The organism is Saccharothrix xinjiangensis, from assembly GCF_039527585.1.
Taxonomy (GTDB): Bacteria; Actinomycetota; Actinomycetes; order Mycobacteriales; family Pseudonocardiaceae; genus Actinosynnema; species Actinosynnema xinjiangensis.
The window spans coordinates 268,635-282,975 of the sequence record NZ_BAAAKE010000008.1 but is presented as its reverse complement, the minus strand read 5'-3'; the positions used below and the strand labels follow the sequence as shown (position 1 = coordinate 282,975).

Annotated in this window: 10 protein-coding genes; 8 read left to right on the top strand and 2 right to left on the bottom strand. The window is 74.9% G+C overall.

What is annotated here, in order from left to right:
* Positions 1-4: 4 nt before the first annotated feature.
* Positions 5-1,366: an ABC1 kinase family protein gene (locus ABD223_RS19750; protein ID WP_344037775.1), complete on the bottom strand. Its 1,362-nt coding sequence runs from the start codon at positions 1,364-1,366 to the stop codon at positions 5-7.
* 313 nt (positions 1,367-1,679) lie between these two features.
* Here ABD223_RS19750 and ABD223_RS19745 point away from each other — a divergent pair, with 313 nt between their 5' ends.
* Positions 1,680-2,561, top strand: a complete 882-nt coding sequence (locus ABD223_RS19745) for a maleylpyruvate isomerase family mycothiol-dependent enzyme (protein ID WP_344037774.1) — start codon at positions 1,680-1,682, stop codon at positions 2,559-2,561.
* A gap of 138 nt (positions 2,562-2,699) precedes the next feature.
* Here ABD223_RS19745 and ABD223_RS19740 read toward each other — a convergent pair whose 3' ends face one another.
* Positions 2,700-3,764: a cobalamin-independent methionine synthase II family protein gene (locus tag ABD223_RS19740; RefSeq protein WP_344037773.1), complete on the bottom strand. Its 1,065-nt coding sequence runs from the start codon at positions 3,762-3,764 to the stop codon at positions 2,700-2,702.
* A gap of 656 nt (positions 3,765-4,420) precedes the next feature.
* Between ABD223_RS19740 and ABD223_RS19735 the strand changes: the two genes are divergently transcribed.
* The 7 genes from ABD223_RS19735 to ABD223_RS19705 all read left to right on the top strand — a co-directional run bounded on the left by ABD223_RS19735 (position 4,421) and on the right by ABD223_RS19705 (position 14,337).
* A complete protein-coding gene (locus tag ABD223_RS19735; protein WP_344037772.1) occupies positions 4,421-10,204 on the top strand; it encodes a type I polyketide synthase in 5,784 nt (1,927 codons plus the stop codon).
* Between the two features lies 1 nt (position 10,205).
* Positions 10,206-10,664, top strand: a complete 459-nt coding sequence (locus ABD223_RS19730) for an acyl-CoA thioesterase (protein ID WP_344037771.1) — start codon at positions 10,206-10,208, stop codon at positions 10,662-10,664.
* Entirely contained in the window at positions 10,661-11,164 is a 504-nt protein-coding gene (locus ABD223_RS19725; protein WP_344037770.1) for a flavin reductase family protein, read from the top strand. The genes ABD223_RS19730 and ABD223_RS19725 overlap by 4 nt, the downstream gene beginning before the upstream one ends.
* A gap of 24 nt (positions 11,165-11,188) precedes the next feature.
* Positions 11,189-12,196 (top strand): SDR family NAD(P)-dependent oxidoreductase, encoded by a 1,008-nt coding sequence (locus ABD223_RS19720; protein WP_344037769.1) that lies wholly within the window; start codon positions 11,189-11,191, stop codon positions 12,194-12,196.
* A gap of 135 nt (positions 12,197-12,331) precedes the next feature.
* Entirely contained in the window at positions 12,332-13,261 is a 930-nt protein-coding gene (locus ABD223_RS19715) for a hypothetical protein (protein WP_344037768.1), read from the top strand.
* A gap of 14 nt (positions 13,262-13,275) precedes the next feature.
* The gene (locus tag ABD223_RS19710; RefSeq protein ID WP_344037767.1) at positions 13,276-13,758 is read left to right on the top strand and encodes a hypothetical protein; all 483 of its coding nucleotides are present in this window, start codon (positions 13,276-13,278) and stop codon (positions 13,756-13,758) included.
* 33 nt (positions 13,759-13,791) lie between these two features.
* The gene (locus tag ABD223_RS19705; RefSeq protein WP_344037766.1) at positions 13,792-14,337 is read left to right on the top strand and encodes a carboxymuconolactone decarboxylase family protein; all 546 of its coding nucleotides are present in this window, start codon (positions 13,792-13,794) and stop codon (positions 14,335-14,337) included.
* The last annotated feature ends 4 nt before the right edge of the window (positions 14,338-14,341 follow it).

Genomic DNA, 14,341 nt, shown 5'->3' with positions numbered 1-14,341 from the left:
CGACTCACCTTTCAGCAGTGGATTCGGCGGCACGGGGGGTGTTGCGGCGGCGCAGGACGGGCATCGCCTCCGCCTGGAAGTCGACGTCGGAGTCGAAACCCTTGATCATCCCCTCGATGACCAGCAGTGACAGCAGGGGGAAGGCGAACTCGGGCGCGGGGAACAGGCCGAACCGGCGCTGGAGGTCGAACAGCCGCCCCGCGAAGCGCGCCAGGTCGAACTCGCCGGACCTCGCGCCGGAGGTCTCGGCGACCAGTTCGCGCAGCCCGACGCGGAAGCCCTCCAGGTCGCTGTCCTCGGCGACCTGCGCGGCGCTGTCGATGACGATCTGCCCGCACATCCAGCCGTCGCCGAGCGCCATGTTGATGAAGAAGTCCGCGAACGACCGGCGCACCGCGTCGGGCAGGCGGATGACGAAGCCCGCGTCCAGCACGACCAGGTGCGCGCGGCGGTCGAAGTACAGGTTGCCGGGGTGCAGGTCGCAGTGGACCACGCCGTCGACGAACAGCATCTCGTAGATGGCGGCCAGCACCGCCCGCACGACCGCGCGGCGGGTGTCGGCGTCGAGGTCGCCGGGCGTGAAGCGGGTCAGGTCCGGGACGAACTCCATGACCACGGTCTCGTCGGTGCACAGCTCCGGCAGCGGCGCCGGGACGCGGACGTTGCCGAACCCCGACAGGTTGGCGCGCAGCGAGGCCAGCGCCTCGGCCTCGGCCCGGAAGTCGAGCTGCCGCAGCATCGCGCCGCCGACCTGGGCGTGCATGAGCTTGAACGGCATCCGGCGCAGCCGGGGCAGCAGGCCCAGCGCGGTCATCGCGGCGGCGGTCAGCGTGAAGTCGCGCCACATGACGCCCGCGACGCCGGGGCGGCGCACCTTGACCGCGACGTGCCTGCCGTCCTGGGTGACCGCCTCGTGGACCGTGGCGATGCTGCCGCAGGCCACCGGCTCCCACCGGAACTCCCGGAACGGCCACGGCCGGTCCCGGTAGGCGCGCCGCACGGCCCGCTCGACGCGGCGGCGGCCCGGTGGGCGGGCCGAGTCGGTGAGCCGGGCCAGCGGCGTGGTCACCGCGTCGGGCAGCAGGTCGCGCCGCGTGCTCAGCAGCTGACCGATCTTGATGTAGGAAGGGCCGAGGCGGGTCAGCACGCGCACCCACCGCTCGCCGTCGCGCAGGCCCCGCCCCGCGGCGTCCCCGCGCAGGCGGGCGACGGCGGTCGAGGCGCCGAGGGCCAGGACGTGGCCCAGCACGACCGCGCCCACCCACGTCCCGCGCAGCACGAGGCCGGGCAGCCGGAGCAGGCGACCGGTGATCGTGGTCAAGATCGCCCCCTTGTCGTCGAGGTGGCCGGGACGGCGGAGCGCCACCGGTTCGATCGTCCTGATCCGGACGGCGGGCCCACTACTCCTCCCGTGCCCGCGGCGGGCGGTGCGGGGAGGTGCGGGACCGATCGGTCGCGGGAATCGAGCGCCGGCGCGGGAATCGCGTGCTCCGCGGGACTTCGCATAAAGCATTACACCGTTACGCCTCGGGTCGCACTTCTCGCGGATTGCGGGGATCGGGGAGCGGGCACGGCGTGCGGTGGGCAATGCCGGAGATGCGGTCCCGGGCCGGGAGCGGGGACGCTGGCCGACGTCGGCGATCCGAGCAGCCCGGCACCCCGGGCGGGAAGGCGGAGCGATGGGGCACTCACCCGGAGCCGGCACGCCGGCCGCGAGCCGCGTCACCCCCGAGCGGTGGTCGGCCGCCCGCGCCGCCGTCCGCGAGGCGGGCGAGCGGTTCGCCGAGCTGGTCGAGTCCGCGCCGGACCCCGCGGCCATGGCCACGGCGGACTGGACGGTGGCCGAGACCGCGGCGCACGTGACCGGCATCGCGTGGAACAACACCGCCGTCTTCGCCGACGGCGCGAAGAACTTCCCCATCCCCGAGGTGCGCCCGCGCATGATGGGCGCGACCCTCGACACGCTCGCCACCGAGATCAACCCCGTGCAGCTCGCGAGCTTCACCGAGCGGGACCCGGTGCGGCTGGCGGCACTGCTGCGCGCCTCGGTCGCGGAGATGCTCGACACCACCGCCGACGCCGACCCCGAGCGCGTCCACGGCTGGCTCGGCGGTTCCCGGCTCTCGCTGGCGGGCCTGTTCGCGCACATGGCGAACGAGCTGCTGGTGCACGGCCACGACATCGCCCGCGCGTCCCGGCGGCCCTGGCGCATCCCGGACGAGCAGGTCGCGCTGTTCGTCGACCTGTTCCTGGTCGACCTGACCCGGCACGGCTACGGCCGGCTGCTGGACGGCCGGCCCGTGCGGCCGGACCGGATCGCGGTGCGGTTCCACTCCCGGCACACCGCCCCGCTGGTGATGGTCCTGGAGGACGGCGTGGCCAGGGTGGAGGAGCCGGGCGCGGACGTCGACGTGCACCTCTGGTTCCGGCCCTCGGCGCTGAACCTGGTGCTGTTCCGGCGGCTCGGCCGCGCGCGGGCGGCGTTGAGCGGGTCGCTGGTGGTGTGGGGGCGGCGCCCCTGGCTGCTGCCCGCCTTCCTGCGCAAGCTCCGCATGCCCTGAAGCGCGAGCCCTGTCTGCCCTGAAGCGCGAGCTCCGCGTGTCCTGAGGCGCGAGCCCCGTCTGCCCTGACGCCCCGTCCCGGGCGCGGCTGCGCCCCGGTCCCCGCCGGCGCCGCCCGCGCGGCGCCGACGGGAGCGGTCAGGCGCCCAGCGCCTCGGCGGCCAGCCGCGTGCCCTCGACGCGGGCGGCGATCTTGGCGAACGCGGTGTCGCGCGAGGTGGACGTGTCGTCGGCGAACGGCGCGAACCCGCAGTCGTCGCAGGTGCCCAGCTGCTCCAGCGGGATGAACTCCGCCGCCTCCAGCACGCGGTCACGCACCTCCTCGGCCGTCTCCACCCGGGGGTCGATCGGGTCGACGACGCCGACGAACACCCGCGCGCCGGCGGGCAGGTGGTCCCGGATCACGGCGAGCGTCCGCTTGCGGTCGGGCTCGCTCGCCAGCTGCACGTAGAACCGGCCCGCGGGCACCGCGAACAGCGTCGGCAGCAGTTCGGCGTAGTCGACGTCCGCGCTGTGCGTGGAGTCCTGGTCGCCGCCGGGGCAGGTGTGCACGCCGATCCGGGCGCGCTCCTCCGCGGAGAACCGCGCCAGGACGGTGGTGATCAGCGCGGTGAAGTCCCGCAGCAACCCGCCGGACGGGTCGAGCTTGAGCGACAGCCTGCCTTCGGTGAAGTCCAGCTGCACCGAGTCGGCGCCCGCCTCCAGGCACGTCCGGATGTCGGCCTCGGCCTCGTCCGCCAGGTCGGCCAGGAACCGCTCGCGCGGGTAGCCCTCGATGCCGTCGGCCGGGTAGAGCAGGCTCAGCGCCGAGGGTGCGATGACGGCCTGCTTGACCGGCAGGTCGGTGAGCCGCCGCGTGGCGCGCAGCTGGTCCACCGCGCGCGCGGCGTAGCGGAACGGGCCGCTGGTGAGCACCGGGAGCTGCCGGGTGTGGCCGTCGGCGAACGGGACCACCGCGCCGTCGGGTGACAGGTCCGGGATGCCCGCCACCGGGTAGGTGAGGAAGCTCGGCTTGTCCTGCTCGCCGTCGGTGACGACCGGCGACCCGGTGGCCGCCATGCGGCTCACCGTGTCGGCCAAGGCCGCGTCGGTCAGTTCCCTGAGCGCGGTGCTGTCGATGCGGCCCTCCGCGTGGTCCTGGAAGCCCGTGATCAGCTCCAGGGGGCGCGGCACGCTGCCGATCGGCTCGGTGGGGATGGGCATGGGTGTCCTCTCGACGGGGGTCGGGGCCGGGGCGCCGTCGGGCGCCGGGAAGGGCCGGGGCGCCGTCGGGTGCCGGAAGGGCCACCGCTGCGAATGGCCGCCGGTGAGGTGCGCCGGTGCGAGGAACAGTAGCGCCATGATCACGACGTTGCCGACCGACCGAAGGGTGAACGCCGTTGCTCCGTACAGGGGTTCCGGCTTTCCGCCGCGTCACGGAACACCCGCCGGGATGAGCCGAACGAGCGACCGGTGAGGAAGCCCCCGATGGGCACGCCCGTGAACACCACGGGCGCGTTGGGGAATCGGCGCCGGAAGGGTTCGCGCGCGTAGCCCGGCGCCACCAGTCCCGAGTGGACGCTCGTGCAGCATCCCCGCGCGGCGGCCGTCGCGCTTCTCCCCGCTTGCGCAGCCCGTCCTGGCTTCGGAGTGCCGCAGGTCGCCCCCCAATCGTTCGCCCGTCGAACCGCAAATATAAATCACGCTGTTATTCAAAAAGCGCAGGTAGGTAGGGCACAACTGGAGAAGCAAAGCCGTCCGGACGTCCGGCACGATTACCTGGCGCGCATTCTTGGAAGCGCCGTTGGTGCGTTGGACCCGTTTTCGCACAACGGCCTCGTCCGGGTTGGATCGCAGATGGCCACAGAGACGGTGAAAGTATGAGCAGTGAGCGGATCGCAATCGTCGGCATCGGACTGCGCTACCCCGATGCCGGTTCTACCGGAGAGCTCTGGGAGAACGTCCTGGCCGGTCGGCGGGCCTTCCGCAGGTTGCCCGACGAACGGATGAACCACGACGACTACTACTCGCCGGACCCTGCCGCGCCGGACCGCTTCTACTCCGCGAAAGCGGCGGTGCTGCGGGATTTCGAGTTCGACCGGGTGCGCTACCGCGTTGCGGGCAGCACGTTCCGCTCGACGGACATGACGCACTGGTTGGCCCTGGACGTCGCCGCGCGGGCGTTGGCCGACGCGGGCTTCCCCGACGGCGAGGGCCTGCCGAAGCGGACCACCGGAGTGCTGTTCGGCAACAGCCTGACCGGCGAGTTCTCCCGCGCCAACATCATGCGGCTGCGCTGGCCGTACGTGCGGCGCACGGTCGCCGCGGCGCTGACCGCGAAGGGCTGGCCCGAGGACGAGACCGCGGGCTTCCTGCGCGACCTGGAGGCGCAGTACAAGGCGCCGTTCCCGCCGATCGACGAGGACTCGCTGGCCGGCGGCCTGGCCAACACCATCGCCGGCCGCATCTGCAACCACTTCGACCTGCGCGGCGGCGGCTACACGGTGGACGGCGCCTGCTCCTCGTCGCTGCTGTCGGTCGCCACCGCCGCGAAGTCCCTCGTCGAGGGTGACCTGGACGTGGCCGTCGCGGGCGGCGTCGACCTGTCGATCGACCCGTTCGAGGTCATCGGCTTCGCCAAGACCGGCGCGCTGGCCCAGCGCGAGATGAAGGTCTACGACAAGGACTCCAACGGCTTCTGGCCCGGCGAGGGCGCCGGGGCGCTGGTGCTGCTGCGCGAGGAGGACGCGCTGGCCAGGGGGCTGCGCGTCTACGCGACCATCGCCGGGTGGGGCGTGTCCTCGGACGGCAAGGGCGGCATCACCCGCCCCGAGGCCGAAGGCCACCGCCTGGCGCTGCACCGCGCCTACAGCCGCGCCGGGTACGGCGTGGAGACCGTCTCCTACTTCGAGGGCCACGGCACCGGCACCGCGCTGGGCGACGAGACCGAGATCGAGGCGCTGTCCTCCGCCCGCCGCGCCGCCGACCCGGAGGCCCGCCCGGCCGCGCTGAGCAGCGTCAAGGGCAACTTCGGGCACACCAAGGCGGCGGCCGGCGTCGCCGGGCTGATCAAGGCCGCGCTGGCGGTGCACCACCAGGTCATCCCGCCCGGCACCGGCCAGCACGACCCCCACCCGAAGCTGACCGCCGACGACGCCGTGATGTACGTGCCGCGCGAGGCCGAGCTGTGGCCGGAGGACCGCCCGGTCCGCGCCGGCGTGTCCGCGATGGGCTTCGGGGGCATCAACACCCACATCACGCTGGAGGTCGCCCCGGACGCGTCCCGGCGCGACCGGCTCGACGCGCGCACCACCGCCCTGGTCACGAGCCGCCAGGACGTCGAGGTGCTGCTGTTCGACGCCGTCGACCGCGCCTCGCTCAAGGCGCGGCTGGCCGAGGTCGCCGCGCTGCTGCCCAAGCTGGCCTTCGCGGAGCTGGGCGACCTGGCGGGCGCGCTGGCCGCCCGGCTCACCGGAGCGTCGCTGCGCGCCGCCGTGGTGGCTCGCACGCCCGAGGAGGCCGAGCGCAAGGTGGCCCGCCTGATCGCCGCCGCGGACGAGGGCGCGAGCGCGTTCGACGTCGCCGACGGCGTGTTCCTGGACGACCGGCAGGACGCGCCCCGCGTGGCGTTCCTGTTCCCCGGCCAGGGCTCCGGGCGCGGCGCGGTCGGCGCGATCCGCCGCCGCTTCCCCGCCGCCGAGGAGGTCTTCCGCGACGCCAACCTGCCCACCGGCGGCGACCAGGTCGCCACCGAGGTGGCGCAGCCGCGCATCGTCGCGGGCTCGCTGGCCGCGCTGCGGGTGCTGCGCGACCTGGGCGTGGAGGCCGACACGGCCGCGGGCCACAGCCTCGGCGAGCTGACCGCCGTGCACTGGGGCGGCGCGCTCGACGCCGGCCGCGTGCTCCTGCTGGCCGTCGAGCGCGGGCACGTCATGGCGCACGCGAGCCGGGGCGGCGGCGCGATGGCCGGCCTGGCCGCCGACCCGGAGCGCGCCCTGGAGCTGGCCGCCGGCGAGGACGTCGTGGTCGCGGGCTACAACGGCCCCGCGCAGACCGTGCTGTCCGGACCGGCCGAGGCCGTGGACCGGGTCTGCGCGGTGGCGCGCGCCGCGGGCGTGCACGCCACCCGCGTGGCCGTCTCCCACGCCTTCCACTCGCCGCTGGTGGCCCCGGCCGCCGAGGCGATGGCCGAACGGCTCGTCGACTTCGACTTCGGCAGGCTGATCCGCCCCGTGCACTCGTCGGTCACCGGCGACGCGCTGGCCGCCGACACCGACCTGCGCGAGCTGCTGCGCGACCAGATCACCCTGCCGGTCCGGTTCCACGAGGCCGCCGCCAAGGCCGTCGTGGGCGTCGACCTGGTGGTCGAGGTCGGGCCCGGCCGAGTGCTGACCGGCCTGATGGCCGACATCGCGCCCGGCAAGCCCGTGCTGGCCGTGGACACCGACAGCGCCTCCCTGAGCTCCCTGCTGACCGTCGTCGCCGGCGCCCACGTGCTGGGCGCGCCGATCCGCACCGACGCCCTGTTCGGCGACCGGGTCGTCCGCGACCTGCCGCTCGACGGCGCCATGACGTTCCTGGCCAGCCCCTGCGAGGCCGCGCCCGCCCTCGACGCCGCGCTGCTCCCGACCGGGCAGACCGCGCCGGGGGGTCCTGCCGCGCCCGCCGAGGAGCCCCGACCCTCGGCGGGCGCGGCCACCGACGAGTCCACCCTGGACCTGCTGCGACGGCTGGCCGCGCAGCGCGTCGAGCTGCCGCTGGACGCGGTCACCGCGGCCACGCACCCGCTGGACGACCTGCACCTGAGCTCCATCACGGTCGGCCAACTCGTCAACGAGGTCACCCGCAGCATGGGCCGCCCGGCGCTGGAGGCCGCGCCGAACTTCGCCACCGTGCGGCTGGGTGAGCTCGCCGACCTGATCGACGAGCTGGCCGCCACCGCCCACGAGGGGGAGCGCGACAACGGCGAGGTGCCCGGCGTGGCGCCGTGGGTGCGGCCGTTCCTGGTCCGGCACGTCGAGCGCCCGCTCGCGCCCGTCGCGCCCGGCGCGCCCGGCGACTGGTCGGTGCACGCGCCCGAGGGGCACCCGCTCGCCGAGCCGCTGCGGGCCGCGCTGCCCGGTGACGGCGTGCTGCTGCTCCTGCCGCCCGAGGGCGGTGACGCGCACGTCGGCCTGTTCCTGGCGGCGGCGCGCGACGCGCTGGCCTCCGGGCGGCGGGTCGCCGTCGTGCAGCACGAGCTGGGCGCGTCCGGCCTCGCCCGCACGCTGCACCTGGAGGCGCCGCACCTCCCGGTGACCGTGGTCGACCTCGCCCCGGAGCTGATCGGCCCGGACACCGACGCCGTGGCCCGGGTCGTCGCCGAGGTGGCCGCGACCACCGGTTTCTCCCAGGTCCGCTACGACCGAGACGGCACGCGGTCCGTGCCGGTGCTCACCGCCGTGCCGGCCCGGGGAGCGGCGGGCACGCCGCTGGAGCCCGGTGACGTGCTCCTGGTCACCGGCGGCGGCAAGGGCATCACGGCCGAGTGCGCCCTGGCCATCGCCGGCGACTCGGGCGCGTCCCTGGCCCTGATCGGCCGGGCCGACCCGGAGCGGGACGCCGAGCTGGCCGCCAACCTGGCCCGGATGACCGCCGCGGGCGTCACCCACCGCTACGAGCGCGCCGACGTGACCTCCGCCGAGCAGGTCGCCGCCGCCGTCGAGCGGTTCCGCGCCGAGCTGGGCGAGGTCACCGCCGTGCTGCACGGCGCGGGCCGCAACGAGCCCCGCTCCCTGACCGGCCTGACCGAGGAGGACTTCCACGCCACCCTCGCCCCGAAGGTCGCGGGACTGGAGGCCGTGCTGTCCGCGGTGGACGCCGACCGGGTGAAGCTGCTGATCACCTTCGGCAGCATCATCGGCCGCGCCGGGCTGCGCGGCGAGGCGCACTACTCCACGGCCAACGACTGGATGACCGAGCTGACCGTCCGGTTCGGGCGCGAGCACCCCGGGACGCGCGTGCTGGCGCTGGAGTGGTCGGTCTGGTCCGGCGCGGGCATGGGCGAGCGGCTGGGCGTGGTGGAGGCGCTGATGCGCGACGGCATCACGCCGATCTCCACCGACGCGGGCATCGCCGTGCTGCGCGAGGTGCTGGCCGACCCGGACGCGGGCCCGGTGCTCGTGGTGTCCGGCCGGGCCGCCGGCCTGCCGACGCTGGAGCAGGAGCGCGCCGAGCTGCCGCTGGCCCGGTTCGTGGACCGCGTGGTGGTGCACTACCCGGGCGTGGAGCTGGTCACCGAAGCCGAGTTGTCCGATGGCAGCGACCCGTACCTGGGTGACCACCTGCTGGAGGGCGACCTGCTGTTCCCGGCCGTCCTCGGCATGGAGGCCATGACCCAGGTCGCCACCGCCCTCACCGGGCACGACGCGCCGCCGCTGCTGGAGGACGTGAAGTTCCTGCGGCCGGTGGTGGTGCGCCCCGGCGGCTCGCTGACCGTGCGGCTCGCGGCGCTGGCCCGCGACGCGGAGACCGTGGACGTGGTCATCCGCGCCGAGGACACCGGCTTCTCCGCCGACCACTTCCGGGCCCGCCTGCGGTTCCCGCGGCCGGCGATCCCCGGCGACCGCGTCGACGGCGCCGCCGCGCTGCCGCCGGTGCCGGTCGACCCGGTCACCGAGCTGTACGGCTCGGTGCTGTTCCAGGGCAAGCGGTTCCAGCGCCTCCAGGGCTACCGGCGGGCCGCGGCCCGGCACGCGGTGGCCGAGGTCGCCACCGCACCGACCGCGTCCTGGTTCGCCCCGTTCCTGCCGCAGGAGCGGCTGCTGGCCGACCCCGGCACGCGGGACGTGATGATGCACGCCATCCAGTGCTGCGTCCCCGACGCCACGCTGCTGCCCGAGAGCGTGGAGCGGCTGCACCTGGCCGCGCCCGTCGACCAGCTCGCCGAGTACGTGGTCCTGGACGCCCGCGAGCGCTCGCAGGACGGTGACAGCTACACCTACGACCTCGACGTGCGCGACCCGGAGGGCCGGCTCGTCGAGCGCTGGGAGGGCCTGGTGCTGCGGGCCGTGCGCAAGCGCGACGGCGCGGGACCGTGGACGCCGACCATGCTCGGCCCCTACCTGGAGCGCTCCCTGGAGCGGGTCCTGGGCGGCAGCCGCGCGGTCGTCGTCGAACCCGACCCGACCGGCGCCGCGCCCGAGCGGCGCGCGCAGACGGCGCTGGCCGTCAGCCGGGCGCTGGACCGGCCGGTCGAGGTCCGCTACCGGCCCGACGGCCGGCCGGAGGTCGACGGGGTCTCGGTGTCCGCCTCGCACGGCGCGGGCCTGACGCTCGCCGCGGTGGCCGACGGCGGCGCGCTCGCCGTCGACGTGGAGACCGCCGCGCCGCGCGGCTCGGACGACTGGGCCGGGCTGCTGGGCCGGGACCCGCTCGCCGTGCGGGACCTGCTCGCCGGCGAGGCGGGCGAGTCCGCGGACGTGGCCGGGACCCGCGTGTGGGGCGCGCTGGAGTGCCTGCGCAAGACCGGGTCCACCACGCAGGCGCTGACCGTCGACCGGGTCCACCCGGACGGCTGGGCGGTGCTGTCGACCGGCGACGCGCGGGTCGCCACCTGGGTGACCACCGTGGACGGTCGGACCGAGCCCGTGGTGTTCGCGGTGCTCGTGGGGAAGGAGGACTGACGTGCCGGGCTACTACGAGATCCGCCACACGGTCGGTTTCGAGGAGACCAACCTCGTCGGCAACGTGTACTACGTGAACTACCTGCGTTGGCAGGGCCGGTGCCGCGAGATGTTCCTCAAGGAGAAGGCCCCGTCCGTGCTGGACGAGGTCCGCGACGACCTCAAGCTGTTCACCCTCAAGGTGGAGTGCGAGTTCGTCGCCGAGATCACCGCGTTCGACGAGCTGTCGGTGCGGATGCGGCTGGAGGAGCTGACCCAGACCCAGGTCCAGTTCAGCTTCGACTACGTCAAGGTCACCGACGGCCAGGAGGTGCTGGTCGCCAAGGGCCGCCAGCGGATCGCGTGCATGCGCGGCCCGAACACCGACACCGTGCCCGCCCGGGTGCCGGAGGACCTGCGCCGGGCGCTCGCGCCCTACGCCGAGGCCCCGGTGCTCGCGCGCGCCGGGCTGGGGGGATGACCGTGAGGCAGTCGACGTCCACCATGGAGCAGACCTCGCTGCGGGAGGCCATGTCCCTGTTCGCGACCGGGGTCACGGTGCTGACGGTCGGTGGCGAGCGCGTGCACGGCATGACGGCCAACGCCTTCACGTCGGTGTCGCTGGACCCGCCGCTGGTGCTGTGCTGCGTGGCCCGGTCGGCGGTGATGCACGGGGCCATCGACGGCGCGGAGCGGTTCGCGGTGTCCATCATGGGAGCCGACCAGCGCGACACCGCGAAGTACTTCGCGGACAAGCGCAGGCCGCTCGGCGCCGAGCAGTTCGACGCGGTGGAGTGGCTGGAGGGGCCGCACAGCGGCGCGCCCCTGCTCTGCGGCGCCCTGGCCTGGCTGGAGTGCCGGCTCGTGCACCGCTACGAGGGCGGCGACCACACCATCTTCGTCGGTGAGGTGGTCGACTGCCGCCGCGGCGCGGGCGACGGGGCGCTGCTGTTCTACGGCAGCGCGTTCCACCAGGTCTGACGTCGAGCGGAGAGGAGCGGGGACGTGCTGGTGACCGTGACCGGGGGTACGGGGTTCGTCGGGGCGCACACGGTGGCCGAGCTGGTGCGCGCCGGCCACCGGGTCCGCCTGCTGGTCCGCGGGGGCAGCGCGGTGGACGCGGCCCTGCGGCCGCTGGAGGTGCCGCCCGGCGCGGTGGACGCGGCGCTCGGCGACGTGACCGACGAGCGGTCGGTCGCCGCGGCCGTGCGCGGTGCGGACGCCGTGGTGCACGCGGCGTCGGTGTACTCGTTCGACCGGCGCCGCCGCGCCGAGATGCGGCGCACCAACGCCCGCGGCACGGAGGTCGTGCTCGACGCCGCCCGCCGTGCCGGGGTGGGGAAGGTCGTGCACGTGTCGAGCACGGCCGCCCTGTTCGGCCCCGGCGTGCGGGTGGTCGGCGACCGCTCGCCCGTCGGCGCTTCGCGCGAGCCGTACGCGGCCACCAAGGCCGAGTCGGAGCAGGTCGCGCGGCGGCACCAGCGGGAGGGCGCGCCGGTGGTGATCAGCCGGCCGCCCGCGCTCCTCGGCCCGCACGACCCCAAGCTCGGCGACCAGGTGCGGCGGCTGCGGGACACGCTGCGCGGCATCATGCCGGTGTGGCCGGCGGGCGGCCTCCAGGTCGGCGACGTGCGGGACACCGCGGTGCTGCACGCCGCGCTGCTCGACCCGGACGTCACCGGGGCGCACTTCGGGCCCGGCCACCACCTGACCACCCGGGAGTACGTGGACGCGGTTCGGCGGGCCTCGGGGCGGGCGTTGCCCGCCGTCTTCCTGCCCGCGCGGCTCATGGGGCCCGTGGGCAGGTTCACCGACCTGGTCCAGCCCGCCTGGCCGTGGCACATCCCGGCCGAGCACGAGGCGATCGCCACGGTCGGCGCGGCGGTCCGGGTGGACCCGGCGGCGAGCACGCTCGACCTCAAGCCGCGGCCGTTCGCCGACACGGTCGCCGACACCGTGCGGTGGCTCGTCGACACCGGGGCCGTGTCGCCGCGGCGGGCCGGCGGGCGCTGACCGGAGACCCCGACCGGAGATCCCCACCGCCGGGCCGCGACCGCAGGACAGCACAGCGGGAGTAGCCGCGCGGGCGCGGCCCGGCGGACAGTGGGACCGCCGGAACCGCCGGACCGACGCAGCGAGGTGAACACCATGGCTCACGCCCGGGGCGCGACAGGGGTCGAACCACCGACCCGACGGGACGGGCACGCCGGACGGGGCAGGCTGATCGCGGGCAGCGCCGCCGCCGGGGTGCTGCTCGCCGTCCTGTGGTCCTACGAGTTCGTCGACCACGTGATCGGCGCGAACGTGGCGGGTGCGCTGCTCGGCGAGGACGCCGCCACGATGTCGATCGCGGGCGTCGCCTCGGGCCTGGTCTTCGCGTTCGTCTCCGGGCTGGCGGGCACGTTCACCGCGTGCAACATCGCGATGGCCGCGTCCGTCGGGCCGATGGGCCAGGCCTCCGGCGCGGCTCCCGGGTCGGTGCGGCCGCTGCTGCGCCCGCTGGGCCTGTTCACCGCGGGCGTGGTCGGCGTGTCGGCGCTCTACGGCGCGGTCGGCGTGCTGATCGGACCCGACCTGCCGCAGCTGTCGACCGGTACCGCCGGCGGGGTGCCGGTGCGCCTGCTCCAGTCCTCCGTCGTGTTCGGCGTCGTCGGCCTGGCCTTCGCGTTCCTGGGCCTGGCCTCCCTCGGCGTGGTCCGCGACCCGTTCCGCGGCCGGCCCGCGGCCCGCGTGGTGGTGCTCGGCGTGCTGGTCGGCGCCTTCCTCATCGGCCGGCCCTACCCGCTGTTCATCAAGCTGTTCCGCTCGGCGGTCGAGTCCGGGAACCCGCTGTACGGCGCGGGCGCGTTCGTGCTCCAGTCGCTCGGCAACGTCCTGCTGGCCGTCGTCGTGTTCGTCGTCCTGGCCCTGGTGACCGGGGGGCGCTTCCTGCGCTGGTTCGCGGGCGGCTCGCCCCGCACGACCGCGGTCAGCGCCGCGCTGCTCATCGCCCTCGGCGTCTTCCTGCTCGTGTACTGGGACCTGCGCGTGCCGTCCATGTTCGGGTTCGGCTGGTTCCCCACCATGCCCTACAACTGACGGAGGAGTTGATCGTGTCCGCGACAACCGCCGCACCCACGACCACCGCGGCGCCACCGGTCGCCACACCCGGCTCGCGCGTCCGCCAGGGCGCCCTCGCCGGGCTTGCCGGCGGTGTCGTGTTCGGGCTGCTGATGGCCGGGATGGGCACGTTGCCCCTGGTCGGCCTGCTGATCGGGGTCGACGACGCCCTCGTCGGCTTCGTCGTGCACCTGGTGATCTCGGCCCTCGCCGGCGCGCTGTTCGGCGCGCTGAGCGGTCGGCTGCCCGACGCCGTCGTGCCCGTCTACGGCCTGAGCCTGCTCTACGGGGCCGCGTGGTGGGTCGTCGGCGCGTTGGTGCTCATGCCGCTGTGGTTGAGCGTCACGGCCGATCCCGCGATGAGCGGGATGGTGCTCGTGGTCGGCGACGCCCAGTGGGTCAGCCTGTTCGGCCACGTGTTCTTCGGCCTGACGACGGGCGGGACGCTGCTCGCGCTGCGCGGCCATGCCGGGTAGCGGCGGCTCCCCGCCGGGGGAGGTGTGACCGGCGTGGCGCACATCGACCTGGGCGTGGACGAAGAGGAGTACCCGGGCATCGCGGGCCTGCTGCACTACCGGCCCGAGACCGCCAAACCGCTCAACGAGCTGGCCGAGGTCCTGCTGCGCGGGCCGAGTTCGCTGTCGCGGGGTGAGCGCGAGCTGATAGCCGCGCGCGTGTCCGGCCTCAACGAGTGCTCGTTCTGCCGGGACTCGCACTCGGCGTTCGCCGCCGCGCAGCTGGACGGGGGAGCCGAGCTGGTCCGCCTCGTGCGCGCGGATCCCGGCACGGCCCCGATCGCCGGCAAGCTGCGGGCGCTGCTGGCCATCGCGGATGCGGTGCGGCGGTCCGGCCGCGAGGTGACCGCCGAGCTGGTCGGCGCCGCGAGGGCGGCGGGCGCGACCGACGTGGAGGTCCACGACACCGTGCTCATCGCGGCGGCGTTCTGCATGTTCAACCGGTACGTCGACGGCCTCGGCACGGCCCGGCCGGACGACCCCTCCGCCTACGAGGACGTCGCGCGCAACGTCGTCGCCAACGGCTACATCTGGTCCTAGAGCA